The sequence below is a fragment of the Flavisolibacter ginsengiterrae DSM 18136 genome, assembly GCF_059568575.1.
The window spans coordinates 14,959-41,097 of sequence record NZ_JCANTR010000028.1 but is presented as its reverse complement, the minus strand read 5'-3'; the positions used below and the strand labels follow the sequence as shown (position 1 = coordinate 41,097).

General features: G+C 41.1%; 19 protein-coding genes. 13 read left to right on the top strand and 6 right to left on the bottom strand.

What is annotated here, in order from left to right; genetic code table 11:
- From BP74_RS20025 to BP74_RS20000, 6 genes are all read left to right on the top strand, one after another.
- A partial coding sequence (locus BP74_RS20025; RefSeq protein ID WP_496373928.1) for a transposase occupies positions 1–266 on the top strand: 266 nt, incomplete at its 5' end.
- A gap of 223 nt (positions 267–489) precedes the next feature.
- Positions 490–2,172 (top strand): urocanate hydratase, encoded by a 1,683-nt coding sequence (hutU, locus tag BP74_RS20020; RefSeq protein ID WP_496377034.1) that lies wholly within the window; start codon positions 490–492, stop codon positions 2,170–2,172.
- A gap of 224 nt (positions 2,173–2,396) precedes the next feature.
- Positions 2,397–3,329 (top strand): hypothetical protein, encoded by a 933-nt coding sequence (locus BP74_RS20015; protein WP_496377032.1) that lies wholly within the window; start codon positions 2,397–2,399, stop codon positions 3,327–3,329.
- Between the two features lie 133 nt (positions 3,330–3,462).
- Complete coding sequence (locus BP74_RS20010) at positions 3,463–5,694, top strand: bifunctional alpha,alpha-trehalose-phosphate synthase (UDP-forming)/trehalose-phosphatase (RefSeq protein ID WP_496377030.1); 2,232 nt, start codon at positions 3,463–3,465, stop codon at positions 5,692–5,694.
- Between the two features lie 57 nt (positions 5,695–5,751).
- Positions 5,752–6,990 (top strand): imidazolonepropionase, encoded by a 1,239-nt coding sequence (gene hutI / locus BP74_RS20005; protein WP_496377028.1) that lies wholly within the window; start codon positions 5,752–5,754, stop codon positions 6,988–6,990.
- Positions 6,991–7,151: 161 nt separating this feature from the next.
- Positions 7,152–8,207 carry a formimidoylglutamase gene (locus BP74_RS20000; RefSeq protein ID WP_496377026.1) on the top strand — a complete coding sequence of 352 codons (1,056 nt, stop codon included), beginning with the start codon at positions 7,152–7,154 and terminating at the stop codon, positions 8,205–8,207.
- Here the strand turns inward: BP74_RS20000 and BP74_RS19995 are convergent.
- Positions 8,204–10,177, bottom strand: coding sequence for an ATP-binding cassette domain-containing protein (locus BP74_RS19995; RefSeq protein WP_496377024.1), 1,974 nt, complete (start codon positions 10,175–10,177; stop codon positions 8,204–8,206). The genes BP74_RS20000 and BP74_RS19995 overlap by 4 nt on opposite strands.
- 310 nt (positions 10,178–10,487) lie before the next feature.
- Here BP74_RS19995 and BP74_RS19990 point away from each other — a divergent pair, with 310 nt between their 5' ends.
- From BP74_RS19990 to BP74_RS19980, 3 genes are all read left to right on the top strand, one after another.
- Complete coding sequence (locus BP74_RS19990) at positions 10,488–10,943, top strand: DUF3347 domain-containing protein (protein ID WP_496377022.1); 456 nt, start codon at positions 10,488–10,490, stop codon at positions 10,941–10,943.
- On the top strand, positions 10,940–13,294 hold the full coding sequence (locus tag BP74_RS19985) for a TonB-dependent receptor (RefSeq protein WP_496377020.1): 2,355 nt from the start codon (positions 10,940–10,942) through the stop codon (positions 13,292–13,294). The genes BP74_RS19990 and BP74_RS19985 overlap by 4 nt, the downstream gene beginning before the upstream one ends.
- A 94-nt stretch (positions 13,295–13,388) precedes the next feature.
- Positions 13,389–14,957, top strand: coding sequence for a M28 family metallopeptidase (locus BP74_RS19980; protein ID WP_496377018.1), 1,569 nt, complete (start codon positions 13,389–13,391; stop codon positions 14,955–14,957).
- Positions 14,958–15,008: 51 nt separating this feature from the next.
- Here BP74_RS19980 and BP74_RS19975 read toward each other — a convergent pair whose 3' ends face one another.
- Positions 15,009–15,800: a hypothetical protein gene (locus tag BP74_RS19975; protein ID WP_496377016.1), complete on the bottom strand. Its 792-nt coding sequence runs from the start codon at positions 15,798–15,800 to the stop codon at positions 15,009–15,011.
- 52 nt (positions 15,801–15,852) lie between these two features.
- Positions 15,853–16,956 (bottom strand): hypothetical protein, encoded by a 1,104-nt coding sequence (locus BP74_RS19970; RefSeq protein ID WP_496377014.1) that lies wholly within the window; start codon positions 16,954–16,956, stop codon positions 15,853–15,855.
- A gap of 77 nt (positions 16,957–17,033) precedes the next feature.
- Between BP74_RS19970 and thrS the strand changes: the two genes are divergently transcribed.
- Complete coding sequence (thrS, locus tag BP74_RS19965) at positions 17,034–18,977, top strand: threonine--tRNA ligase (RefSeq protein ID WP_496377012.1); 1,944 nt, start codon at positions 17,034–17,036, stop codon at positions 18,975–18,977.
- Between the two features lie 169 nt (positions 18,978–19,146).
- Positions 19,147–19,761, top strand: coding sequence for a translation initiation factor IF-3 (gene infC, locus BP74_RS19960; protein WP_072834346.1), 615 nt, complete (start codon positions 19,147–19,149; stop codon positions 19,759–19,761).
- A gap of 58 nt (positions 19,762–19,819) precedes the next feature.
- Here infC and BP74_RS19955 read toward each other — a convergent pair whose 3' ends face one another.
- Genes BP74_RS19955 through BP74_RS19945 form a run of 3 tightly spaced genes read right to left on the bottom strand, consistent with a single transcriptional unit; the run spans position 19,820 to position 23,700 of the window.
- On the bottom strand, positions 19,820–21,778 hold the full coding sequence (locus BP74_RS19955) for a tetratricopeptide repeat protein (protein ID WP_496377010.1): 1,959 nt from the start codon (positions 21,776–21,778) through the stop codon (positions 19,820–19,822).
- Positions 21,779–21,809: 31 nt separating this feature from the next.
- Positions 21,810–22,430 (bottom strand): hypothetical protein, encoded by a 621-nt coding sequence (locus tag BP74_RS19950; RefSeq protein WP_496377008.1) that lies wholly within the window; start codon positions 22,428–22,430, stop codon positions 21,810–21,812.
- 40 nt (positions 22,431–22,470) lie between these two features.
- Positions 22,471–23,700 (bottom strand): OmpA family protein, encoded by a 1,230-nt coding sequence (locus tag BP74_RS19945; protein WP_496377006.1) that lies wholly within the window; start codon positions 23,698–23,700, stop codon positions 22,471–22,473.
- A gap of 97 nt (positions 23,701–23,797) precedes the next feature.
- On the opposite strand from BP74_RS19945, the gene BP74_RS19940 reads away from it, so the two are divergent.
- Positions 23,798–24,145, top strand: a complete 348-nt coding sequence (locus BP74_RS19940) for an MmcQ/YjbR family DNA-binding protein (protein ID WP_496377004.1) — start codon at positions 23,798–23,800, stop codon at positions 24,143–24,145.
- A gap of 100 nt (positions 24,146–24,245) precedes the next feature.
- Positions 24,246–26,123 (top strand): translation elongation factor 4, encoded by a 1,878-nt coding sequence (gene lepA, locus BP74_RS19935; protein WP_496377002.1) that lies wholly within the window; start codon positions 24,246–24,248, stop codon positions 26,121–26,123.
- Positions 26,124–26,139: the final 16 nt, after the last annotated feature.

The following is a 26,139-nucleotide window of genomic DNA, read 5'->3' as shown; positions in this document are numbered from 1 at the left end:
AAAGTCTAAGCACTTTTTATGAGTTTCCAGGGTGCATCAGAAAAATAATATACACCACCAATATTATTGAGAACATCAATAGGATCATAAGAAAGTACACAAAGACAAAATGCAGCCTGCCCAACGATCAGGCAGTAGAAAAGGTAGTGTACCTGGCACTGATGCAAATAGCCAAAAAATGGAGCCAGCCCCAGGATGACTGGGCCACCATGCTGGTAAACTTTATTGATATATTCGGTCAGGAAAGATGTGATGTTGAAGTATAAACCCTTTGCACAGTTATCTAAACTGGATAGAAAACCAGCTTACACAGATAAGTTAACACTCTCTTATTATACTCTTATGTATGGCTTTACTGCATATTATCAAAGACATTAGTTTCTTAATAAATAGAGATGAAAAATGATCGGATTTTGATAGTATTCCAATGATTCACCGGCGCCTGTATATAAAAGAGTAATATTTTAGCCTTCTAATATTACTTGCTATATGATCACTGACATCCTTCCGAAATATGATCCTGTAAAATATAAAACACCCACCGGCAATACATTACAGTGTAAAGGCTGGATCCAGGAAGCGGCACTACGGATGCTGTTAAACAATCTTGATCCTGAAGTTGCGGAAAGGCCGGATGATCTGATAGTATATGGCGGAAGGGGAAAGGCTGCCAGGAATTTTGAGGCGCTGGACAAGATCATTGCGTCACTGAAAGTTCTGGAAAATGACGAATCCCTGCTTATTCAAAGCGGGAAGCCTGTTGGTATTTTAAAAACACATAAGGATGCCCCCCGTGTATTGATTTCCAATTCGCAACTGGTGCCTAACTGGGCTAACTGGAAGCATTTTGATGAACTGGAAAAGAAGGGGTTGATCATGTATGGACAAATGACAGCAGGTAGCTGGATCTATATTGGATCGCAGGGAATTGTGCAGGGCACTTATGAAACCTACGCGGCTGTAGCTGATAAAGATTTTGGCGGCTCGTTAAAAGGCAGTTTGAATGTTTCAGCCGGGCTGGGAGGTATGGGTGGCGCGCAACCATTGGCCATTACAATGAATGAGGGTGTGGCATTGATAGCGGAAGTGGAAGAATGGCGTATAGATAAAAGAATAGAGACCAGATACCTTGATCAAAAAATAACCAATATTGATGAAGCCATTGATGCTGCCTTGAAAGCCAGGGACTCGGGACAAATCCTAAGCATTGGCGTATTATGCAATGCTGTTCATTTATTGGAAAGGCTGCTTGAGCGACAAATCATTCCCGACACACTTACAGACCAAACCTCTGCACATGATCCCCTGGTAGGGTACTGGCCACATGAGATCAGTTATGAAGCAGCTAAACAATTGAGAAAAGATGATCCCGAAAAATATATAGAACTGGCTTATAACTCTATGTACAGGCATGTGGAGCTGATGTTGGCCTTACAGAAAAAAGGCGCTGTCACCTTTGATTATGGAAATAATATCAGGGCCAGAGCAAAAGAAAAAGGTCTTGAAAATGCTTTTGATTTTCCCGGATTTGTTCCAGCCTATATCAGGCCATTGTTTTGTGAAGGTAAGGGGCCATTCAGGTGGGCAGCCTTAAGTGGCGACCCTTCGGATATTGCTGTAACGGATAGATTGATAGCAGATATGTTCCCGGGAAATAGCTCATTACAGCGATGGCTAAAACTGGCTAAAGAACGCATAGCCTTCCAGGGATTACCGGCACGCATTTGCTGGCTGGGCCAGGGAGAAAGAGAAAAAGCCGGGATTGCATTCAATGAATTGGTAAAGAGTGGCAAGGTTAAGGCTCCGATTGTTATTGGCCGGGATCACCTGGATACCGGTTCGGTTGCTTCGCCCAACAGGGAAACGGAAGCCATGATGGATGGTAGTGATGCTATTGCAGACTGGCCAATTTTAAATGCGCTGGTCAATACTGCGGGTGGTGCCAGTTGGGTTAGTCTTCACCATGGTGGAGGTGTAGGCATGGGATATAGTATTCATGCAGGCATGGTGATAGTGGCAGATGGTTCGGAAGATGCCTCCATAAGATTAAGCAGGGTACTGCGTAACGACCCGGGACTAGGTGTTATACGTCATGCTGATGCCGGGTATGAGCTTGCTAAAGAAACCGCAGAAAATAACGGGCTAAATTTAGAATCGAGACTGGAAGAATAATAACTGTTTAAATAATCAATTGTTTAAATATAAGTGGACTTTGAATGATACAGGGTATTATTACGAGGTAAAAAAACCATGTGGATCATGGCAAAAACACCTATTTGTTTTGCATGCTGCTGTTTACTTTTGTTCAAGGAAAAAAAATTGATATCCTGATTTAAACTTTATTGCAATCACTGCGTCTATCTGTGATCAATAAACGAAAAACTAAAACAAGCCCTATGCGAATGAACCTGCGCCTGATGTCTTTATTGACATTAGCACTATTCACCACTTTTATTGCCTGTAAAAAAGATTCCAGCACCACCCAACAGGACCCAGGCCCTGAACTGACTGTTCACTCTGAAGACCAGGCTCGTATTTCTGGCGAGATGGATGCCGTTGATTATGACCTGAATGTAGCCCTGGAAAATAATCCGGGATTCAGCGGAAGGTTATATGGTATCAACAGCCTTTGTGGAGCAGACGTAATACCAGATACACTAAGCAATCCACGCAAGATCACTATTAGCTATAATGGAGAAGATTGCGAAGGCCTGCATTCACGCACTGGTAGTATCGTTATTTCCATGCCTGCAGGTGTTCGTTGGAAAGATGCAGGTGCCGAGCTTACCGTTACTTATCAAAACTATAAGGTGACACGACTGAGCGACAACAAAAGCATTACGATCAATGGAAGCCACCTGCTTACCAATGTAAGTGGTGGATTACTCTACCAGCTTCCAACACGCCAAACGATCACCCATACTATTGGAAGCAGCAACCTTTCCATCACTTTTGATGATGGCACTAAAAGAGACTGGAGCGTAGCCCGTAAAAGGGTATATAGCTATAATGGGGGTGCGCCTTTGATCACTATTTATGGAACACATACTGAAGGTAGCCAAACAGGAATTGCTGACTGGGGAACAGACAGGTTTGGTCGGGCTTTCAGCACTGCCATCACACAACCATTGGTAATCAGCTCTGATTGTGATTTCAGATTGACGAGCGGACAGGTATTACATACCAGGCTTGGGGCCACAGCTGTGGTAACCTTTGGTTTGGATAAAAATGGCAATGCCACTTCATGCCCCGCTACCGGTAGTTATTATTTTAAATTGGTATGGACAGGAGCAGGCGGCAATTCGCAAACTTTTATAGCACCTTATTAATCATTCACATAGCAGAACTTAAACCGTGGGCAAGCTCACGGTTTTTTTTTATGTCTCCTTAATGTATGAAAGGGTAGCTCATCAGTTCAATGGTCTAATTTTTGGACATCATACAGGGCATTAGACTGGATTCATGAGCAGATTAATTATTATTTCTAACAGGTTGCCCTTTTCTATAGACAAGGATGGTGATCGTATGACCGTCAGGCAAAGCTCGGGTGGACTGGTATCAGCTATCAAAAGCTATTTTGAAAGAGAACAGGGCCACTCAACGGGGTATACCCATAAGATTTGGGTGGGAAGTATGGATTCAAGCCTGGAAGATTGGGAAAATGTGCAAAAGCAGGGAAATGTCAATGAAGATTTCGAGATAATTCCATTGTTTCCACCCAAAGAGTGTTATGACGATTTTTACAATGGTTTTTCCAATTCCACACTGTGGCCTCTTTTCCACTATTTCCCTTCTTTAGTTGAAAATAAAAAGGAATATTTTGAAGCCTATAAAAGGATCAACCAACTTTTTGCTGATAAGATCCTTGATTTTGTAGAACCAGGTGATGTCATTTGGGTGCATGATTACCAATTAATGCTGCTTCCACAAATGCTTAGGGAAAAACTCCCTGATGCGGCCATTGGATTCTTCCTTCATATACCATTTCCTTCTTACGAGATATTCAGGCTGATGCCAACGAATTGGAAAAAACCAATCCTTGAGGGAATGCTGGGCGCCGACCTGGTTGGTTTTCATACACATGAATATGTACAACATTTCCTGCATTCAGCCAAGATGATCTTGAAAGTAGAATCACAGTTCAACAATATTCAATATAGGGACAGGCTTATCAAGACTGACCTGTTTCCAATAGGCATTGACTATGAAAAATTCAGGGAAGCATGCATTGATGAAACCGTGGTGGAAATAGGTACCAGTCTTGAAGAAAGGTTTTATAACCAAAAACTGCTCTTTTCTGTTGACAGGCTGGACTACACAAAAGGGCTTAATTACAGGCTTGATGGATTTGAAGTGTTTCTCAATAAATATCCTAAATGGAGAGAGAAAGTAGTGTTCATTTTAAATGTGATTCCATCAAGGGATGCCATTCAAACATATAGTGAAAAGAAAGGAAGCATAGAAGAAAAGGTTAGCACCATTAATGGAAAGTTCTCAACGCTGCATTGGCAGCCCCTGATATACCGTTACAATCATTTGACGTTTGAAGAATTATGTGCTTTATACCAGGTGGCAGATGTAGCCCTCATAACGCCCTTAAGAGATGGAATGAACCTGGTGGCCAAAGAATATGTTGCCAGTTGTATTGACAAAGGGGTGTTGATATTAAGTGAGCTTACTGGTGCTGCCAATGAACTCAATGAAGCCTTATTGGTAAATCCAACGGATGTAGATGAAGTGGCTTCCGCCATTGATACCGCATTGAATATGCCTTTAGTGGAACAGCGTTCCAGGTTATCGTATATGCAAAGACGTTTGAAGAATTATGACGTTTTTAAATGGATGGATGAATTTTTAGATTGCCTTATAGAAACAAAAAAAGAACAGGAGTCAGTAAAAGTGAATTTATTAAAAGAAACAACCATTGCCCAGATTCAGGATGATTTTAACAATGCCAGCAAGCGATGCATCCTTTTAGATTATGACGGAACCCTTGCTCCGTACCAGAAAGTGCCTTCGCTAGCCTTGCCAAGTGATGACCTGCTGCAGTTATTAAAACAATTATCCTCAGATCCTTCGAATGACCTGATCATTATAAGCGGAAGAGATGCGCAAACCCTGGATAACTGGCTGGGACATCTGCCATTGACTCTTGTAGCCGAACATGGGGCCTATGTAAAATACAAGAATGAAGAATGGCGGGAATATATCACAGTTCCCAATGAATGGAAAGACCAGATACGCCCACTGATGCAATTATTTGTAGACCGATGCGCTGGTTCTTTTATAGAAGAAAAAAACAGCACATTAGCCTGGCACTATAGAAATACGCAACAGGAGCTGGGTTTTTCCAGGTCAAGGGAATTAAGAAACAGCCTGATGCAACTGATTACGAATACCCCGCTACAGGTGATCGATGGTAACAAAGTGCTGGAAGTAAGAATGATTGGTGTGGACAAAGGGGCAACAGCCATGAACCTCATTAATTACCTGAACCCTGATTTTATTTTATGCATTGGTGATGACACAACTGATGAAGATATGTTTCGTTCATTGCGTGAAAGAGGATATACAATTAAGATCGGAAGGGGCAACACTGCAGCTCAATATACCATTATGACCCAACGGGAAGTATTTCCATTTTTAAGCAGGTTTCTTCAAACGGTAACGAAACCACAACCGATCTTTTCCTGACCCTGGAATTTTCCAAATCATTGCCAAACAGGTCAACAGTGCTATTTTAGCTATTGTATGACCACATTAATATTTGACATCGGCACTCTGGCCAATGTACGGGAAAGCTATAGTCTTTTATATGGGAAAGAGCTGGCTTTCCTTCCCTGTATTCATAATGCCTACTTGTTGGTGGAAGATGGAAGAATAGCTGATTACGGTAGTATGAAAGACTTGCCTTTCCCCATCACGGATTTTACGTTGCGGTATAGTGCTGAAGGACGATGTATTCTTCCCTCTTATTGTGATAGTCATACCCACCTGGTGTTTGCAGGTAGCAGGGAAGATGAATTCGTGGATAAAATAAAAGGATTAAGCTACAGCGAGATAGCGGCTAAGGGTGGTGGCATTTTGAATTCCTCAAGAAAACTACAGGAAACGACTGAAGATGCGTTATATCAACAATCTTATAAAAGGCTGCAGGAGATTATCCGGACTGGTACAGGTGCAGTAGAGATCAAAAGCGGTTATGGGTTGACAGTGGAAGATGAATTGAAAATGTTGAGGGTGATCCGGAGATTAAAGGAAAGTTCACCGATCCCTGTCAGGTCTACCTTCCTGGGTGCGCATGCTCTTCCAGAGAAATATAAAGACAACAGGGAAGGATATATCCAATTGATCATTGAAGAAATGTTGCCCCGGGTAGGTAAGGAGGGACTCGCCGATTACATAGATGTCTTTTGTGAAAAAGGATTTTATACGCCTGAAGAAACCAAAAAAATATGCCTGGCAGGTAAAGAATTTGGATTAAAGCCAAAGATCCATGCTAACCAGTTATATGCTTCAGGTGGGGTGCAGGCAGGTGTTGAATTAAATGCTGTTTCAGTAGATCACCTTGAATCGATGGACGATGATGCGATCAGTTCCCTTGTCCATTCCAAAACCATTGGCACTTTATTACCTACAGCAGCATTTTTCTTACGAATGCCTTACCAACCGGCAAGAAAATTAATTGACAGCAACTGCGCGATTGCCCTTGCATCGGACTATAATCCCGGTTCCTCTCCTTCAGGCAATATGAATTTTGTAGTGTCTATAAGTTGCATCCAGTTGCGCATGCTTCCGGAAGAAGCTATGAATGCTGCAGCGTTGAACGGAGCTTATGCCATGGAATTACAGGATGAAGTAGGAAGTATTACTAAAGGAAAAAGAGCTAACCTGGTGATGACCGTTCCCGTTCCTTCCATACAATACTTGCCTTATTCTTTTAGCAACAATCTTATTGAAAAAGTTATGGTGAATGGAGAGTTCATCTAAGTTATTATTACTTCCAAAAATTTTTGCTGGATTTTCATGCTTTCAGTCGGCTTGGGAAACACTAAAATGAAAATTCCATATTTATTTGAGTTATCATATTATTTAAAAAGAAAAATGATGAAATTGTGGGGTCTGAATATCAAGATTGAAAAGAAATAACTATGAGCCTTACACATTTTAAAAGTTATAGCAAACAGGATGTACTTTCTCTCGTTAAGATCCGGCGATTTGAAACCAAATTGGGTGAAAGGATACAGGTGCTCAGTGATACATCTGCAATTGTTGATTCTTTAAAGAATCTGACAGCCCGTTATGTGATCATAGGCATTCCTGAAGATATTGGCATACAAGCCAATTATGGCACTGCGGGCACCAGCACAGCTTGGCTTTCCTTCCTGCAATCATTTCTGAACATTCAAAGCAATGATTTTTTTGAAGGGGGTGAAGTGGCCGTAATCGGCCATTTTGATTTTGGTGACATACAGTTTGTTATTGATAAAAACGCGCATACCGAAGAAGAAAAAATTGAAGCATACAGGCATGCTGTGAATGCAATTGATGAAGAAGTAGAAGGCCTGGTAAAACAAATCACAGCCAACAATAAGATCCCTATTGTAATAGGTGGCGGTCATAATAATGCTTATCCCATAATCAAAGGCAGCGCCAAGGGTTTATTGCAGGCCCAAAAAATCAGTCTTGCACAGATCAATTGTGTAAACCTTGATGCGCATACCGATTACCGTCCCCAGGAAGGAAGGCATAGCGGCAATGCCTTCAGGTACGCTGAGGAGGACAATTTTTTACAGAAATATTGTATTGTAGGTATTCATGAGAACTACCTTCCTCAGAATGTATGGGTTGATATCGTAAACAATCCTTTTATTGATTGCATAACATTTGAAGACATATTTATTCATGAAAAGCGAAGTTTCCGCCAGGCGGTTTCACATGCCATTGAATTTACAGAAGATAATTATGCAGGCATCGAGCTGGACCTGGATAGTGTAGAAAATGTTTTAAGCAGTGCCTGTTCTCCTTCAGGTGTGAGCGTTGTAAATGCGAGGCAATATGTGAATTTATGCGCCGCTCATGTGAAAGCAGCCTACCTCCACATATGTGAAGGAGCAACCAGGCTGAATAATGGAAAGACGAATGATTCAACCGGTAAACTGATAAGCTACCTTGTAAGTGATTTTATAAAGATGCACGAGGTTTAGGACTGTTGTTCTTCCAGCGTCATGATCTTTTCAAATACTTTTTCATAATCAGCATTAACTGAAGCCAGTTTATCCTGCACCTGCCTGTATGCATTTTCCGTTTTCTTAAAGGCTTCTGGATCAGCATAGGTGGATGGGTTGGATAATTGTGCTTCCAGTTCGGCTTTTTGTTTATTCAAATCCGCTAGCTGTTTTTCCAATTGCTGAAACATTTTTTGTTGCTTCTGCAATTCTTTCTGGGCTTCTTTGTTAATGGGAGCGTTGGGACCTCCGGTTGATTTGGTGGGTTGCCCATTAGAGGTGGACTTTGGCGCTTCTTTTTTTTCTTCTTTTACAGGGGCTGTACAGGAGACTATAGATTGATTTCGTGACTCCGCTCTTTCTTTCCATTCCACCCATTCTTCATAAGTGCCTTTAAAGACCTTGATCTTCTTATCGACTATTTCCCAGATCTTATTGGCTGTTTTGGAAATAAAATACCTGTCGTGGCTAACCAGGATCAGGCTTCCCTGGTAACGATTCAATGCATCTATTAAAAGCTCATTGGAATGAATATCCAGGTGGTTGGTAGGTTCATCCAGTAAAAGGAAATTGGCTTTACTGATCATGGTTTTGGCGAGCGCCACCCTGGCTTTTTCTCCTCCACTCAGTACTTTGATCTTTTTATCTGCATCATCACCGCTGAAAAGAAAGCAACCTAATAATGTTCTTAGTTCAAGCTCTGTTTTTTTAGAACCAGCTTCTTTCATTTCATCCAGGATGGTATTATTGATATTCAGAGCCTCTAATTGGTGCTGGGCGTAAAAGGCATCATCCACATTATGGCCCCATTTACGCTCACCCTCAAAAGGCTCGGCACCAGCCAGAATCCGTAAAAGTGTTGACTTACCTTTTCCATTGGCACCAATCAATGCTATCTTATCGCCACGGTCAATTTCAGCCGAAGCATCCTCAAGAATGTCAATGTTTTTAAAGTGTTTGGAGACATGCTTTAATTCTACCAAAACACGCCCTGGAGCTTTATCTACATTAAAATTGATCTTGATATTAGGGCGCTCTATTGTAACATCCTCGATCCGGTCTAGCCTGTCCAGTCTTTTCTGAATACTTTGAGCCTGGGCAGCCTTACTGGCCTTGGCCTTAAAACGTTCAACAAATCGCTCCTGCTGGCGAATGTAATCCTGCTGATTTTCAAAAGCCCTTTGTTGCAGTTCGACCCTTTGTTGTTTTTCTACTTCGTAAAAATCATAATTGCCATTATAAATATGTAACTCACGCTGGTATAATTCCACTATCTTCTTTACCATGCGGTTGAGAAAATATTTATCGTGGCTCACTATGATCACAGCGCCTTTATAATGCTGCAGGTATTTTTCCAGCCATTCAATGGATGGAAGGTCAAGGTGGTTGGTCGGCTCATCCAGCAACAAAAGGTCTGGTTGCTGAAGGATCATCTTGGCTAACAACACACGCATTCTCCATCCACCGCTGAATTCACGGTAAGGTCTTTTCAGATCGCTATTGGAAAATCCTAAACCCTGCAATACTTCTTCGGTTCTATGTTCAATCGTATATCCACCTGCTTCTTCGTATTCATGTAGTTTTTCACTGTAAGCATGTAATAACTCATCTGTTGTATGCTCTTCCAGCTTTTTGGTAATTTCCTCCAGCTCTCTTTCAATCTTTTTTGCTATATCAAAAGCATGCAATGCCACCTGCAGGATAGATTCATTGGTATCAAAGCTCAGTAGATCCTGGTGCAGGTAACCTATGGAGGTGGAGCGGCTTCTTTCAACTGTTCCTGCAGAGGGGGCGTATTCTCCTGCAAAAAGTTTCAATAGGGTTGATTTACCAGTTCCGTTATACCCGATTAGCCCAATACGTTCATTGGGATGTATATGCCAGGTAGCATCTTCAACGATTGTCCGGGCGCCAAATTCAAAAGTAACATTTTGTAAACCTGCCAACATAAGCTTAATAAAAGTTGCAAAGATAATTGCAAGCCGACAGGTATGTATTCAATTTCGATGAACAGGAGGCAGGGAAGCAGACTATTTAAAAAGAATTAACATGAATATGATGAATAACAACTTATAATCTGTTAAAAGGAGTGCTTTACGGGTTTACTTTTGTCCAAAAACAGCAATGCACCGACTTATATTTTTAGGTTTTTTGCTCCTTACTATCATATCCTGCAACAACGAAACTAAAAAAACTGCTAATGAAACTCCAGCTCCAAGCAGGCATAGCTCTGAATTTAATAGATCAATAGAGGGCTTAATGAATAGCTACTACCAGCTTACTGAAGCATTTGTCAATTGGGATTCCACTAACGCTGCTACCTTATCCAAAAAGGTAAAGGAAAGAATGGACAGTTTGCCTATGGAGGAATTAAAAAAAGATAGCTCATCCGAAACAGCCATTGGCATCCTGGATGGAGCAAAGAATGATTTGAATTCTATTAATGCAGCAGCAGACATCACATCCAAAAGACATGCATTTAACGCATTAAGCGATAAATTATTCCTTTTATTAAATACGGTGCGGTATGACCGTCAAAAATTGTACCTGCAGGAATGCCCGATGGCGTTCAATGATGAGGATCCAGGCCATTGGTTAAGTCCTGTAGATTCTATCCGGAATCCTTATATGGGTCTTCACCATCCCCGGTACAAAGGAGGCATGGTGGAATGCGGTGAAACAAAAGAGATAATCAATTTTACAGGAACAAAATGACCTGGAAAAAGATCATTTTTATTGTATCTCTTGTATTTGCCGGCATTCATTCTTTTGCCCAGAATAAATACACGCTTAATGGGTATATCAGGGACAGTGTGAGTGGAGAGTCCATTCTTTCTGCGAGTATTTCTTTTGGAGGAAAGGTCATTACAAGCAACTCGTTTGGATTTTATTCCATTACGCTCGATGAAGGAGAATATACAGTATTGGTATCACATGCCTCCTACATGACCAGGGCTGTAAATGTGGAGCTTACACACGATATTCAACAAAATATTTTACTGGTGCCCAAAGCAGGCGACCTCAATGAAGTGGTTGTATATAGCAGGAAGCGGGATGCCAATGTGCGCAATGCACAAATGGGAAAAATAGACCTTTCAATAGGACAAATAAAAAGTATTCCTGCCTTTTTGGGCGAAGTGGACATACTTAAAGCCATACAATTACTTCCCGGTATACAAACTGCCGGTGAAGGAAACTCGGGATTTTATGTCCGTGGCGGCGGTCCTGATCAAAATCTTATTATCCTTGATGACGCGGTGGTATATAATACCGGGCATTTATTTGGTTTCTTTTCCATTTTTAATTCCGATGCTATTAAAAATACTTCCATCATCAAGGGAGGCATGCCTGCGCAATATGGGGGCAGGTTATCCTCTGTTCTTGATGTAACCATGAAAGATGGAAACAGCAACCGCTTCCAGGGCGAAGGCGGTATTGGGCTTATTGCTTCGCGACTTTCTATACAGGGACCTCTAAAAAAAGACAAGGCTTCATTTATTCTTTCTGGTCGCAGGACGTATATAGATGCATTGGCCAAACCGTTCATTCCTAAGGAAAGTAATGCCTACGGATCTGGTTATTATTTTTATGACCTTAATGCCAAGGTCAATTACAAAATATCTGAAAAAGACAAGCTATTCCTGAGTGGTTATTTTGGTAGGGATGTTTTTTCTTTCCGAGATAAAAAACTGTCTTTCCGTGCAGATATTCCATGGGGCAATTCTACAGGAACCCTGAGATGGAACCATATATTTAACCCCAGGTTATTTGCCAATACTACATTGGTGTATAATGATTACAATTTCAATTTCGGGGCGGCCCAGAACAATTTTGAGATCAACCTTTCTTCAGGCATAAAGGATGGAACCTTTAAGATGGATTTTGATTTTTATCCTTCCGGTAGTCATAAGATGAAATTCGGGGGGCTTTCTACCTACCATAAATTTATTCCGAACGTTACTTCCGGTCACCAGGATTCCGTGGTATTTCAGCCAAGCAATGGTGGAGAGAAATATGCTTTGGAAAATGCTTTATATATCCAGGATGATTGGGATCTTTCCAGTAGGATCAAGCTGAATTATGGTTTGCGCTGGAGCAGTTTTACACAACTGGGACCTTATACTAAATTTATAAAAGATGACAACCAAAACAAGCTGGATAGCACCTATTTCAAGAATTTTCAAAAGGTAATTACTTATTCCGGTTTAGAACCAAGAGCCACAATTCGCTATTCGATTGATAACAATACTTCGATAAAGGCCTCCATTACACGCAACCTGCAATTCATTCACCTGGTAAGTAACGCAGGCACTACATTGCCTACAGACCTTTGGGTGCCGAGTACATTTTTAGTGAAGCCCCAGATCAGTATGCAGTATGCTGCCGGCTTGTTCCGTAATTTCCAAAACAATGTATATGAAACATCAGTTGAAGTATACTATAAACGCATGCAGAACCAGATCGAATACAAAGAAGGTTATTCACCTTCGTTAAGAGATCCTGAAGAGGAATTTGTATTCGGAAAGGGGTGGAGCTATGGGTCAGAATGGTTTGTAAACAAAACAAGGGGTAGGTTAACTGGATGGGTAGGATACACGCTTTCCTGGACGTGGAGGCAATTTCCGCAATTGAATGAAGGACGTAAATATCCCGCTAAATATGACCGGCGAAATGATCTCTCTGTAGTAGGCATGTTTGAATTGAATAAAAAATGGAAGCTGGGAACTGTATTTATATATGCCACGGGCAATGCCACCTCACTGCCCGAACGTTTTTATGTGCTGAATGGAGTGCTGACCCAGGAATACAGTGCAATCAATAAATACCGTTTGCCTTCTTATCACCGGCTGGACGTATCCGCAACCTATACACCAGATAAGAAAAAAAAGAAGAAATGGGAGAGCTATTGGGTATTCAGTGTATATAATTTGTACAATCGCAAAAACCCTTACTTCATTTATTTCGACCAAACGGGTAACCCCTATAATGGGTCTGTACAAATTCAGGCCAAACAGGTTTCTTTATTTCCGATCCTTCCTTCGGTCACCTGGAACTTCAGGTTTTAATAAATGCAGATGTTTTATTTTTAAAAGGATCGCTACAGAGAGGCGACTCCAGATCTGAAATTATTGGTATCTTCTGCCTTTTAAACAAACGCACATGAGAAAAATAGTTCTGTTCGGACTAATTCAGTCCGCTTTCCTGGTAAGTTTTGGCCAGTCAGTTCCTGATGCTGATATAATCAGTAAGCTAAAGCAGGAAGAATCGCAAAACTCCAAAGTGATGGACATTGCTTTTCATTTAACTGATGTCAGCGGACCACGCCTGACGGCATCTCCCAATTTTATGAATGCGGCTAACTGGGCTAAGACTACCTTGAGTAGCTGGGGTTTGGAAAATGCACGGTTAGAACCATGGGGAGATTTTGGAAAAGGATGGCAGCAGGAGCGGTGTTATATCGCCATGACAAAACCCTATTACACACCTATTGTGGCCATTCCAAGGGCATGGACCGGGAGTACACCGGGTAAGAAAATGATCACTGGTGGCATAGTATTACTCAAAGCAAAAGACTCTGCATCACTTGGTCAGTATGCCGGCACATTAAAGAACAAGATCGTAATGCTTTGGGTTGATGATGCATTAAAACCTTCTTTCGAACCTGATGGTGCAAGGTTGGCCGACAGCAGCCTGGCTAAGATGGCAAAGGCTGAAATGAATACAGCGCCGGGGCAAAGGCCTGCCAATGACCAGGCACGCCAGCAATTTATGTCAAGGCAATCTTTTCAACGCAACCTTACAAAATTATTCAATGAAGAAAAACCATCACTGGTTTTAAGCATTAACCCAAGGGGGAACGATGGAACTGTATTTGTACAAGGTGGAGGAGAGTATGGTAAAGATGCACCTGAAGGTCCTGCTAATATCATGTTATCCAGCGATGACTATTTAAGATTACAACGGTTGGTAAATGCAGGTGTACCTGTGGAAGTAGAGGCTGATGTGAAAACCAGGTTTTTTGACAAGGACCTGAAAGGTTATAATGTTATTGCAGAAATACAAGGCACTGATCCAAAATTAAAAGATGAAGTAGTCATGCTGGGTGGCCATCTTGATTCCTGGCAGGGAGCTACAGGGGCTACAGATAATGCTGCGGGATGTTCAGTTATGATGGAGGCAGTGCGTTTATTAAAAGCCATGAATTTTAAACCCAGGAGGACTATTCGCATTGCTTTATGGAGTGGTGAAGAACAGGGATTGTTTGGATCCCGCAATTATGTAAAGAATCACCTGGGCGATCCGGCGACAATGAAATTGATGCCGGAGCAACAAAATATTTCCGCTTACTACAATTTGGATAATGGTACCGGGAAGATCCGGGGCATTTACCTGCAAGGCAATGAAGCTGTAAGACCTTTATTTACCAGTTGGCTACAACCTTTTACTAATGATGGAGCAACTACTGTAACTATTAATAACACAGGCGGAACAGATCACCTGGCATTTGATGCTGTAGGCATACCTGGATTCCAGTTTATTCAGGACCCTATAGAGTACGATACAAGGACCCATCATACCAACATGGATACTTATGATCACCTGGTTCCTGAAGACCTGAAACAGGCTTCAGTTATTGTGGCATCTTTTGTTTATAATACTGCTATGAGAGATGAAAAGATTCCAAGAAAAGAATTACCCAAACCAAGGGAAGGTCAGCGACCAATATAGATGATGTACTACATGAGATACAGGACCGGGAAACTATAACTTCCCGGTTTTTTAATTTGCAACGAACCGGGGATCTTCATAAATCACCCGCACCTGGGCACTTCGCTGTTTGTCGGATTTAAGGAATAACCTGTACTTCCTGTCTGCCGCTGTAATGATGACCATTGCGGTATTGGGTGGAATGGTTCCCAGGTTGTCAGCTATCATGGTAATTTCCTGTTCTCTATGATCAAGGTCCACTTTCACTTCAAGGGTGAGTGGTTTCAAACCTAGTTTTTGATGGCTTAACAGTGGGCGGTTATCCAGGGTAACAGTGATGGAATCACCATCTATTTCAGCATTATCATAAAAATCAAGGCGGATCATGCCCGTATCAACTTTTATTTCCTGGATATGGTTAAAATCTGATTGTGCCACACGGTGAAGAGTGATTTTACCGGGTGTGCAGGCTGCCGTACCATTCATTACCACGCCACCCCAGTCACCGCTTAAAATTTCTTTATTGCCGCTATTGCTATAGGCTAAACTGAAATACCTGATACAGGGAGTGCAGTCTGATGGAATATGAAATGTTGTTACTTTTTCTTCCTGGATGTCTATTGTTTTTGTAGCTGCATTATAAAATCCATTGTAATTCTTCTTAACATAATTCAGCACATCCGAATAGTGGTAACAAAATCCAGCCACCTTGTTATTAATGATATTAACCTGTAATTCCACATTATACACCGGAAAGCAACCGCCAGCCTGCTGTGTAAGTGTGCCTTTCCAGACGCCATTCAATTGTTGCGAAAAAGCAACCATATGCAGGAGGACTAAAAGAGTACTTAGTTGCCACTTCACAATGGGAAAATAATTGTTTTGGTGTATCCTGTACAAAAAATTATATAAATGGTCAATTACCCGCTTTTTGATACCTGAAGCGGACCATTGCATTTTTTTGTTCTGTTGAAGTTATGCTTACCTGGTATCGCTTATCCCCATCCTGAACAATCATGAGTGATGTATTGGGAGGGATCCTGCCCAGGTTTTCTGCCACCATCACCAATGTATGTTCCGGATTGTTTTCATCCATTTTCAATGTATAGGTAATAGGTGTAGCAGACAATCTTTTGTTGGCAATAATTAACCTGCCATCCAGGTAAACACTAATGGTATCGTCATCAATTTCGCCATTGTCGTATAGCCTGATCGTTATTTCTTCATTGGTAACGGCCAATGCAGTTGTCAGTTCATTCTTTCGTGACCTTGTTACCTGGGGCGCCTGGTAAGGTGGCAGATCAGCTTTCTTTTCTACTATTACCGGCGTTACGGTTTTGGGAACCGGCGAATCAATAGTAGAACGCTTAGATATTACAGGAGGTGTATTCGGTTTTTTAACCGGGGCTTTGGCAACAGGCTTCGCCTGGGTTTTTTTATTGGTGACCAGCGGTTTTTTAGAAGGAGGTTTCACGGCTGTTTTCATAACCGGGGTATCGGCGGAAGAAATGATCTTGTTATTCCTCAGGAATGGTTCCACATAGAAATCAGAAGTGGTAACCTTTCTTAGGTAAACTGTACCTCCACCACAATCACCCCATTTCCCATTGTTCTTTGGATTGGCCCTGTCCTCGGTTTTACCAACATAACTTCCTTCCAAAAATTCTTCCCTTCCTGAACGTGCATATGCGAACTTATAATTCATCAGGCAGGTGGCTCCACCACCCATATTTTTTACTTCGACGGTGCGTAATTCCTGGATGGTGAATGAATTGTTTTTAATTACGAAATTACCCGTCATTGTAGCCTTACCATAAAACCGTGTATCCAGGTAAGAATAAGATACCCCTGTAACCGTCTTTGACTTGGCTTGCTGCACCTGGAATTCAAGCCTGTAGTTTTCACCTGATTCTGTGATAAAATATCCCCTCCATATACCTGTCAGGTTTTGACCCATGCCAATCAAAGGAAATACTGCGGGAAGAAGAAATAAAAGGAGTTTAGACAAGGGTAATTTCATCTTAAACGCAAATTAATTATTAAGGCTTCTTTAAAACCCCTGTTGTAGCGATTGATTTGTTAATTTTGCGGCTCTTTATGAGTGAGTTTATAAATATTACATTACCAGATGGTGCTGTTCGCCAATACCCAAAAGGCAGTTCAGCGCTGGATATCGCTAAATCCATATCAGAAGGTTTAGCCAGGAAAGTTTTGGCAGCGGATATCAATGGATCGGTGTGGGATGCCACACGACCGCTGAATGATGATGCAGCATTGAAATTGCTTACCTGGGAAGACAATAATGGAAAGAGCACATTTTGGCATTCATCTGCCCACCTGATGGCTGAGGCAATTGAAACCATGTTTCCCGGTGTAAAGTTCTGGGTAGGCCCCCCTGTTGAAAATGGATTCTATTACGATGTGGACCTGGGAGACAGGACGATCAGTGAAGATGACCTGCGCAAGCTGGAAGTAAAGATGGCTGAACTGGCGAAGCAGAATAATACCTACATACGGAAGGAGATCCCAAAAAATGAAGCGGTTCAGTACTTCACGGAAAAAGGTGATGAATATAAACTGGACCTTCTGCAGGGCCTGGAAGATGGTGCTATTACATTCTATACACAAGGAGCATTTACAGATCTGTGTCGCGGACCACATATTCCTGCTACAGGGTTTATCAAAGCAGTTAAGCTGACCAATATAGCCGGCGCTTACTGGAAAGGTGATGAGAGGAACAAACAGCTTACCCGTATCTATGGTGTCACCTTCCCATCTCAAAAGCAGCTGGACGAGTACCTGCAGATGTTGGAAGAAGCTAAAAAAAGAGACCACAGGAAACTGGGCAAGGAGTTAGGAATTTTCACTATGGACGATGATGTAGGACCAGGGCTGCCTTTATGGATGCCTAACGGTACTATTATCATTGAAGAACTGGAAAAACTGGCTAAGGAAACAGAACAGGATGCTGGGTACAAGCGTGTTGTTACACCACACATAGCCAAGGAAAGCATGTACATAACCAGTGGTCACCTGCCTTATTACCAGGATAGTATGTATCCGCCCATGGAACTGGAGGGTGTAAAATACTATCTCAAGTCTATGAACTGCCCGCACCATCATAAGATATTTGCGGCTGAGCAGCATAGTTATAAAGATCTTCCCCTGCGATTGGCAGAATACGGTACCTGTTACCGTTATGAGCAAAGCGGTGAATTGTTTGGATTGATGCGGGTACGTTGCCTGCACATGAATGATGCTCATATTTACTGTACGCATGACCAGTTTGCACAGGAGTTCAGGGCTGTGAATGATATGTATCTTAAATATTTTAAGATATTTGGAATTGATAAATACGTGATGCGTTTATCGCTGCACGATCCTGCTAAACTGGGACAGAAATATATAGATGAACCGGAACTATGGATTCAAACCGAGGCAATGGTAAGACAGGTAATGACAGAGGCAGGAATTCCATTTGTAGAAGTTCCTGACGAAGCAGCTTTCTATGGACCTAAAATAGATGTACAGATCTGGAGCACCATTGGCAGGGAATTTACACTAGCAACCAACCAGGTGGACTTTGCCCAGGGCCGTCGATTCAAGCTTGAATACATTAACCAGGATAACCAGGCAGAAACTCCATTGATCATTCACAGGGCGCCTTTGGGAACCCACGAGCGCTTTATTGGGTTCCTTTTGGAACACTATGCGGGTAAGTTCCCTGTATGGCTGGCGCCTCTCCAGGTGAAGATTTTGCCTATCAGCGACAAGTTTATGGACTATGCTAAATCTGTACTGGATAAATTAAAAAAAGCGGATATTCGTGCGGAAATCGATGACAGGAACGAAAAGATAGGAAAGAAGATCCGGGATACTGAGTTAATGAAGGTTCCTTACATGCTGGTAGTGGGAGAGAAGGAAATGAATGAAGGGAAGGTATCCGTAAGGAGACAGGGAAAGGGTGATCTTGGAGCAAAGCATGTAGATGAGTTTCTTATAGATGTAGTTAAAGAAGTAAGAGAAAGGATTGGGGAATAAGATAGTCCCTGCCTTTTTTGGGAAAACATATAGTATTATAAATTAACAAGTGATTGATTTGTAAAGCTTATTAGTCACGATTCATTAATTTCGACAATAACTTAAAATAAAAAACAAGTAAAGCCACAATGTTTACCGGTTGTCGACTGTAAACTGTGGACCATTAATTATGGCATTACCAAACAGAGGAGGATTCAGACCTGGCGGTGGTGGATTCGGAAGGGGTAGATTTGTTCCCCGTAAAGAAGCAGAACACCGCATCAATCATCACATTAGAGTTCCGCAGGTGCGGTTAGTTGGAGACAACGTTACCGTTGGGGTTTATCCCACACAAGAGGCTATGAAAATGGCCCAGGACCAGCAGCTGGACCTGGTAGAAATTTCTCCTCAAGCCGATCCGCCGGTTTGTAAAATAATAGATTATAACAAGTTCCTTTACGATAAGAAGAAGAAGGAAAAGGAAATGAAGGCAAAAGCGAAGACCACAGAAATGAAGGAAATTCGCTTTACACCTAATACGGATGACCATGATTTTGATTTCAAATCGAAACATGCCGAAAACTTCCTGAAAGAGGGCAACAAGGTAAAGGCCTATGTCCAGTTTAAAGGCCGTGCTATTCAATTTAAGGATAGGGGTGAATTACTGCTGCTCAAATTCGCTGACAGGTTAAAGGACTTCGGACAACTGGAAAGCATGCCTAAACTGGAAGGGAAAAGAATGCTCGCAATCTTTACACCCAAGGGTGGTAAAAAGCCAAAAGCAGAACCAAAGCCACAATTATAATTATCTATAGACTTACAATAGAAATGTCGCTTTTTTAAAGCGACATTTTTTATTGAACTTAATTTTTAAACAGAGGCGTAACAATGTTACTTAATGGCCCTGCATCAATACTTCCTTCATTAAAACTTATCCCGGAATTGATGCCTATTTTATAACCCATTGCTGCTCCCGCTGAAATATCTTTTGAAAGGGTAAGCGTTCCTTTTAATCCTCCTTCGGCAGTTGCAGAAGCCGTTGCATTCGCTTCAAAACTTATCCCTGCATCTGATATGCTGTTATTTGCATCAAAACAGATATAAAAAGATTCTGACGCTCCAACATTAGTTGTCCCGGTAATTCCCAATATCGAGTGGTTACTTTCGAATCCTAATCCTGCACCAATTGATAGAGTAGATTGTTGAGAACTAAAATCCTTTTCATAAGAAAAAACGAGAGCTTCACCTGCCTTGAAGCTAAATTTATCGCAATTAAGTACCAGCTTTCCTATGATAAATGGAATGTTGATATCAAACGGGCATTCGGGCTTTTGAGCCTCATCTTCTTCAGATTCTTTTTTTCCCTCGTGACCTGGATAGGAGCAATTAGGTTTTTCATATGTGGTTGTAGCCATAGCTCTAACATCACCCAGGTATTTAGAGACTGAACCATAAAATGCTGAATTGGCAAGGTGTTTATTCAAACCAGCCAGGTATCCCCAGTAAGACATATCATTAAAGACCAGCTTTGCATAATTTAATTGTTTAACCTGCATATCTCTCCTTATTGCAGCCATTTTAGCGAGGTACCTGTTAGCCATTTCATCGAATTGTTCACATGACATGCTAACCTTTGTGTCGTTATGAAAATCGCGGGTTAACAACTCCATTTCTTTTTCCTTTTTCTCCAGGTATTTACTCAATGTTTCATATTGATTCCCCAGGTCTATTGCGCATTCGCCCATCATTCTCATACCTAGTTTGCTAAATGGGAGAAGTAAAGAAGAATTGCCAGGAGATTGTAGTAAAGACTTCATTTGTTTTTGAACAACTTCTGTTCCCAATTTGCTTTCATCCTCCTTCAAGGAATTATAGACCTCTTCAAGTTTTTGTAAGTTTTCTACAAATTGTTCATGAAGTATTTTGATCGAATCTGCTTGCCAAACATTTTCACATTGCGCTGGCAATTTGAATTTGTTTTCATTAAAATATGAGGGAAATTGAACCCTGGGTCTGACCATTTTGTATAATCTCTCTTCTGGTGCCAATTCACTCATTCTCTCCTCGGCATTTTCTGTAAATGCTCCTCTTAATGAATTCTTGAAATATTCAATAGCAGCAGTATTATTTCCTTTGCTGGATTCAATAAGGCCTGCTGTATTATTTGCCTCAGGATGATAAGGTTGATTTGCTACACAGAGTTTTAAGTACTTCATGGAGGAATCCAGCATTCCCATCCTGGCATATGACTGACCCAGATTATTTAAAGCAATAGCATTTTGAGGCACCTGTTGAAGCACGGTTTTCAAAATAGGCACCGCTTTAAAAGGAATACCTCCTAAATTCATGATGGCAGCAAGGTTATTTAGTCCCAATAAGTTATCGGGATTTTGTGCACTTGCTTCCAGGGATAATAATAATGCCTGTTCCGGTGAAGAATTGTACCAGGCCATTACAGCCGCAGCATCAAGTTTTTCCGCATTACCACCAAAACCAACAATTTCTGTATTTACTGATTCCTTTGTAGATGTACCAACTCTTTTCTGTACTTCTAGTTTTATATTATTTACAAAAGATTTGATTTCAGTTCCAGATAGTGGATGATCTAACAAAGCTGCAATGGCTTTCTTATTTTTCTGACCAAATGGAATAGCTTCAGACTTTTGTTGAGAATAAGCAGCCATCCTCGGATCTTTCTTTGCACTTTCCGCCATGGCATTCACCCGCTTCATCAGCTTGTCCATTTCAGCCTTGGAAGGAATGTTCTGAGCAAATGAAACAGATAATACAATAAGCAGTAAAAATGTGAGTCCAGTTTTCATTTTTTATTTGGTTCTTATATAGATGAAAAGCTTATTTGTTGTTCAATTCATCCAGCCATTTCTGGGCTTCTACGCGGGCGGCTTCAACCACAGATCTTCCGGCCCTGTAACACATTTTCCATTCACCAGGTTTCTTTTCATACTCAGGCTTTACAAAGGTGCGTGCTGAAGTTAGTTGTGCATCAAAATCAACTGTGGAGGAAATAGCAAGAAAATCCGTTAACCTCTTTTTGATCATGTCACCTGGATCCTGGGGATATTTCTTTTCATTATCTCCCTTATCAATTTGATTGTCTATTTTATTGCTGATGATCTTACCAAATTTGGGTAATCCAAGTTTCGTTTTACTATCATGATTCAGCTTTTCATTTCTCCATTTCTTATAGTCTTTTTTGAATTCATCCGAGGTAGAATATTCATGTGCCAATTGAATCAGTTGTCGAATGCCTTCCGCTTTATCGTCTTCGGATAATTGCTTGGCATTGGTTAAAAGGTCTGGATGGCCATTCCTGTCAAGGTATCCACTGGTGATTGAAAGCAACAAACATTTCTTAGCATCATCCTTTGAAATATTCAATGATTCATAAATGCTCATTAATAAAGTAGCTGAAATACATACAATAGCCAGGAGGCTGAAAACTATTTTTTTCATTGTTTTGGTTTTGGGGTTAATGGTGGTTATTACAGCATTATCAAATCTTTACGAATTCAACCCTGCGGTTATTAGCCTTTCCTTCAGGAGAATTATTATCACTGATAGGTTTTGATTTGCCGTAACCTTTAGTTGTAAGCCTTGAATCATCGATTCCCATACTCACCAATTGAGCCTTCACAGCATCGGCACGTTGTTGTGAAAGTTTTAGATTATACGCTTCATCACCATCAGCATCCGTATGTCCACCAATCTCAAACTTTAATGCAGGATTATCAGTCATCATTTTAGAAATGCGATTCAACTCACCCATGCTTTCAGGTTTGATAGTAGCCTGGTTATAGTCAAAACTGATACCTCTTGCAATGAACTTCCCTTCCTGTGTGGCTCTTTTATAATAGTCTATGCCGCCTTCAGCGATACGGACATTCTTTATGTAGGCAATGGCTTTATTATCACAACCATTTGGGGTTATATTCAGTGTAATAGCTTTTGGATTTCCTGTAAACGCAGGTGCATTGATAGTGCGGCTTTCATTGATATAAACCTTTAATAAGTTTTTATTGACTGCAATCGCTATATGATTCCAGCCTCCATGCATTTTAGCTTCAGGAACTTCAGATGTAAAATCCTTATACTTGGCACCTTTCTGATCTATTGTCAATTCTTCAGGCACAGTTTCCCTATAACTGTACGCATTTTTATCAGTTTCATCATAAAAACTAAGCTTGGTCCACCACCAGCCAGATGCTCCCCATTGCGGTGCGAAATAAGCATCAAATTCCAGGGTGAATTGATCAGGTAAATAATCACCTCCATTCTCACTACCCTTTACCCGGGGCACAAGATTTACGCATCCTATACCCTGGATTGCCTTAACACCTTTCAGGTCTACCACCTGGGCCTGCCCGCTGGAGGTATTATACAAAGAAGGAAATTCACCTTCAGTTTCCGAAGAAAGATTGTCTTCAAATATGATCTTATTACCCGGCACAAAATCATATTTTGCATAGGTGACCAATGATGAATTTTTTGTCTTGACGGACTCGGAAGTGTTATTGTCTTCTGTAGTGGCTGAAGGGTCAGCATTACTGTTTGAATTGGATGCTCCCTTCTTTCCGTCCACTGCATCATCAATTGATTTGTCTACTTTATCACCGGCTTTTTGCTCCATTTTTTGCTTAGCCCTGTCGCCAAGGCGTTTTAATAGTTGAGCATTAAGGTTGGTGCATAATAAAATGAGTAAGAGTCCAGGTAGGAACTTTTTCATATTGAAGGTTTTATGGTTTATGGAAGACTTTAAGTTAACAATTATATTTAATCTGTAAAAAATAATTATATGTATACATTCAAACAACTGGTTAGCAATGGAAATTGAACAATTAAGAAGCTATTGTCTTTCATTACCTGCAGCTACAGAAGATATCAAATGGGGTAATGACCTGGTATTTTCTGTAGGTACCAGGATGTTTTGCGTTTGCTCACTGGAACCGCCATTGAAATGCTCATTTAAGGTAAAAGATGAGGAATTTGAAGAACTCTGTGCTACAGGTAATTTTTTGCCTGCCCCTTATATGGCAAGAGCGAAATGGGTGCTGGTAAGCAATCCGGCGTCCATCCATAATGAAGAATGGAAGGCGCGCATCAAACAGAGTTACGACCTGGTGAAGAACAAATTGACTAAAAAGGAAAAAGTCAATTTAGGGATTACTTAATATCATAGTTACAGGCAGCTTATTTCAGCATTCTGATCGAGGTGCTGCAAACCAATACTATGCTGTAATCACCTGTTAAAGCAGTCATTTCATCCCTTATATGCCACCCAAATCTGTTACCTTTGCACGCCTTCCTAAGCTTTTAAGGGAGCATGGGGCTTATTTTATATTTAAGGGAATACAGAAAATGAAGAACATCCGGAATTTTTGCATTATTGCACATATCGACCATGGTAAAAGCACTTTGGCTGATCGTTTATTGCAAACCACACATACGATCAGTGACAGGGAAATGATGGACCAGGTACTGGATGATATGGACCTGGAAAGAGAAAAAGGTATTACCATTAAAAGTCATGCTATCCAGATCAATCATAAACATAAAGGGGAAGACTATATTCTCAACCTGATTGATACTCCCGGCCATGTGGATTTTAGCTATGAGGTGAGCCGTGCCCTTGCTGCCTGCGAAGGCGCATTATTGCTGGTAGATGCCACCCAGGGTATCCAGGCACAAACCATTTCCAACTTATACCTGGCCATTGACAATGACCTTGAGATCATTCCAGTTATCAATAAAATTGATATGGATGGAGCTATGATTGAGGAGGTCAAGGACCAGATCATTGAACTGATAGGATGCAAGCCCGAAGAAATTCTGCTTGCCAGCGGAAGAACCGGTATTGGTGTCGATGCTATCCTCGAAGCTATCATTGATCGTATTCCTGCCCCAAAAGGAAAAGAAAATGCTCCTTTGCAGGCACTCATCTTTGATAGTGTATTCAATAGTTTCCGTGGTATCATCGTCTATTTCAGAATAGTCAATGGAACATTAAAAAAGGGAGATAAAGTAAAATTTGTATCAACAAACCAGGAATACGAAGCTGACGAGGTGGGGATTTTGAAATTGGGACTCGAAGCAAAGAAGGAAGTCACAACAGGTGATGTTGGCTATATCATTACCGGTATTAAGAATGCTAAAGAAGTGAAAGTAGGAGATACTATCACAAATGCCCTTAATCCAACCCAGGAAATTATTAAAGGATTCCAGGAAGTAAAACCAATGGTATTTGCAGGAATTTTTCCGGTAAATACAGATGAATTTGAAGAACTGCGCGACTGCATGGATAAACTGCAGTTAAACGATGCTTCACTGACATTCGAATTGGAAACATCCCAGGCCCTTGGATTTGGATTCCGTTGCGGATTTCTTGGATTACTCCATATGGAGATCATCCAGGAAAGGCTGGAAAGAGAATTTAATCAAACAGTGATTACAACAGTTCCCAACGTAAGTTTTATTGCTTATACGACAAGGGGCGAGAAAATCATAGTGAACAATCCTGCGGAGATGCCAGAGGCTGTCAAGACGGATCGTATTGAAGAGCCATTCATCAGGGCACAGATTATTACCAAACCGGAATATATAGGTAATATTATGACGCTCTGTTTAAGTAAGCGTGGTATCCTGATCAATCAAAGCTACCTGACACAAACAAGGGTAGAACTGGTTTTTGAAATGCCTTTAACAGAGATCGTATTTGACTTTTACGATAAATTGAAAAGCCAGACACGGGGTTATGCCTCATTTGATTATCATCCCATAGGATACAGGGAAGCTGATATTGTGAAAATGGACATTCTTCTGAACAATGATAAAGTGGATGCCTTGAGTGCCTTGATTCACAGGGGTAAGGGACAGGAGTTTGGTCGTAAATTATGTGAGAAATTAAAAGAACTGGTTCCCCGCCAGCAATTCCAAATTGCCATCCAGGCTGCCATAGGCGCTAAGATTTTGGCTCGTGAAAATATATCGGCCATGCGCAAAGATGTTACTGCCAAATGTTATGGCGGTGATATCAGCCGTAAACGTAAATTATTGGAAAAGCAGAAAGAAGGTAAAAAGAGAATGAGGCAGATCGGTAATGTGGAAGTGCCACAGGAAGCATTCCTGGCTGTATTGAAACTGGATGAATAAAAAATACCTGGATTTA

What these genes read in the sequence shown, in the direction of transcription:
- hutU (WP_496377034.1), top strand. Translation starts at nt 490, where the DNA reads ATGATCACTGACATCCTTCCGAAATATGATCCTGTAAAATATAAAACA.
- BP74_RS20015 (WP_496377032.1), top strand. Translation starts at nt 2,397, where the DNA reads ATGCGAATGAACCTGCGCCTGATGTCTTTATTGACATTAGCACTATTC.
- BP74_RS20010 (WP_496377030.1), top strand. Translation starts at nt 3,463, where the DNA reads ATGAGCAGATTAATTATTATTTCTAACAGGTTGCCCTTTTCTATAGAC.
- hutI (WP_496377028.1), top strand. Translation starts at nt 5,752, where the DNA reads ATGACCACATTAATATTTGACATCGGCACTCTGGCCAATGTACGGGAA.
- BP74_RS20000 (WP_496377026.1), top strand. Translation starts at nt 7,152, where the DNA reads ATGAGCCTTACACATTTTAAAAGTTATAGCAAACAGGATGTACTTTCT.
- BP74_RS19995 (WP_496377024.1), bottom strand. Translation starts at nt 10,177, where the DNA reads ATGTTGGCAGGTTTACAAAATGTTACTTTTGAATTTGGCGCCCGGACA.
- BP74_RS19990 (WP_496377022.1), top strand. Translation starts at nt 10,488, where the DNA reads ATGAATAGCTACTACCAGCTTACTGAAGCATTTGTCAATTGGGATTCC.
- BP74_RS19985 (WP_496377020.1), top strand. Translation starts at nt 10,940, where the DNA reads ATGACCTGGAAAAAGATCATTTTTATTGTATCTCTTGTATTTGCCGGC.
- BP74_RS19980 (WP_496377018.1), top strand. Translation starts at nt 13,389, where the DNA reads ATGAGAAAAATAGTTCTGTTCGGACTAATTCAGTCCGCTTTCCTGGTA.
- BP74_RS19970 (WP_496377014.1), bottom strand. Translation starts at nt 16,956, where the DNA reads ATGAAATTACCCTTGTCTAAACTCCTTTTATTTCTTCTTCCCGCAGTA.
- thrS (WP_496377012.1), top strand. Translation starts at nt 17,034, where the DNA reads ATGAGTGAGTTTATAAATATTACATTACCAGATGGTGCTGTTCGCCAA.
- infC (WP_072834346.1), top strand. Translation starts at nt 19,147, where the DNA reads ATGGCATTACCAAACAGAGGAGGATTCAGACCTGGCGGTGGTGGATTC.
- BP74_RS19955 (WP_496377010.1), bottom strand. Translation starts at nt 21,778, where the DNA reads ATGAAAACTGGACTCACATTTTTACTGCTTATTGTATTATCTGTTTCA.
- BP74_RS19950 (WP_496377008.1), bottom strand. Translation starts at nt 22,430, where the DNA reads ATGAAAAAAATAGTTTTCAGCCTCCTGGCTATTGTATGTATTTCAGCT.
- BP74_RS19945 (WP_496377006.1), bottom strand. Translation starts at nt 23,700, where the DNA reads ATGAAAAAGTTCCTACCTGGACTCTTACTCATTTTATTATGCACCAAC.
- BP74_RS19940 (WP_496377004.1), top strand. Translation starts at nt 23,798, where the DNA reads ATGGAAATTGAACAATTAAGAAGCTATTGTCTTTCATTACCTGCAGCT.
- lepA (WP_496377002.1), top strand. Translation starts at nt 24,246, where the DNA reads ATGCCACCCAAATCTGTTACCTTTGCACGCCTTCCTAAGCTTTTAAGG.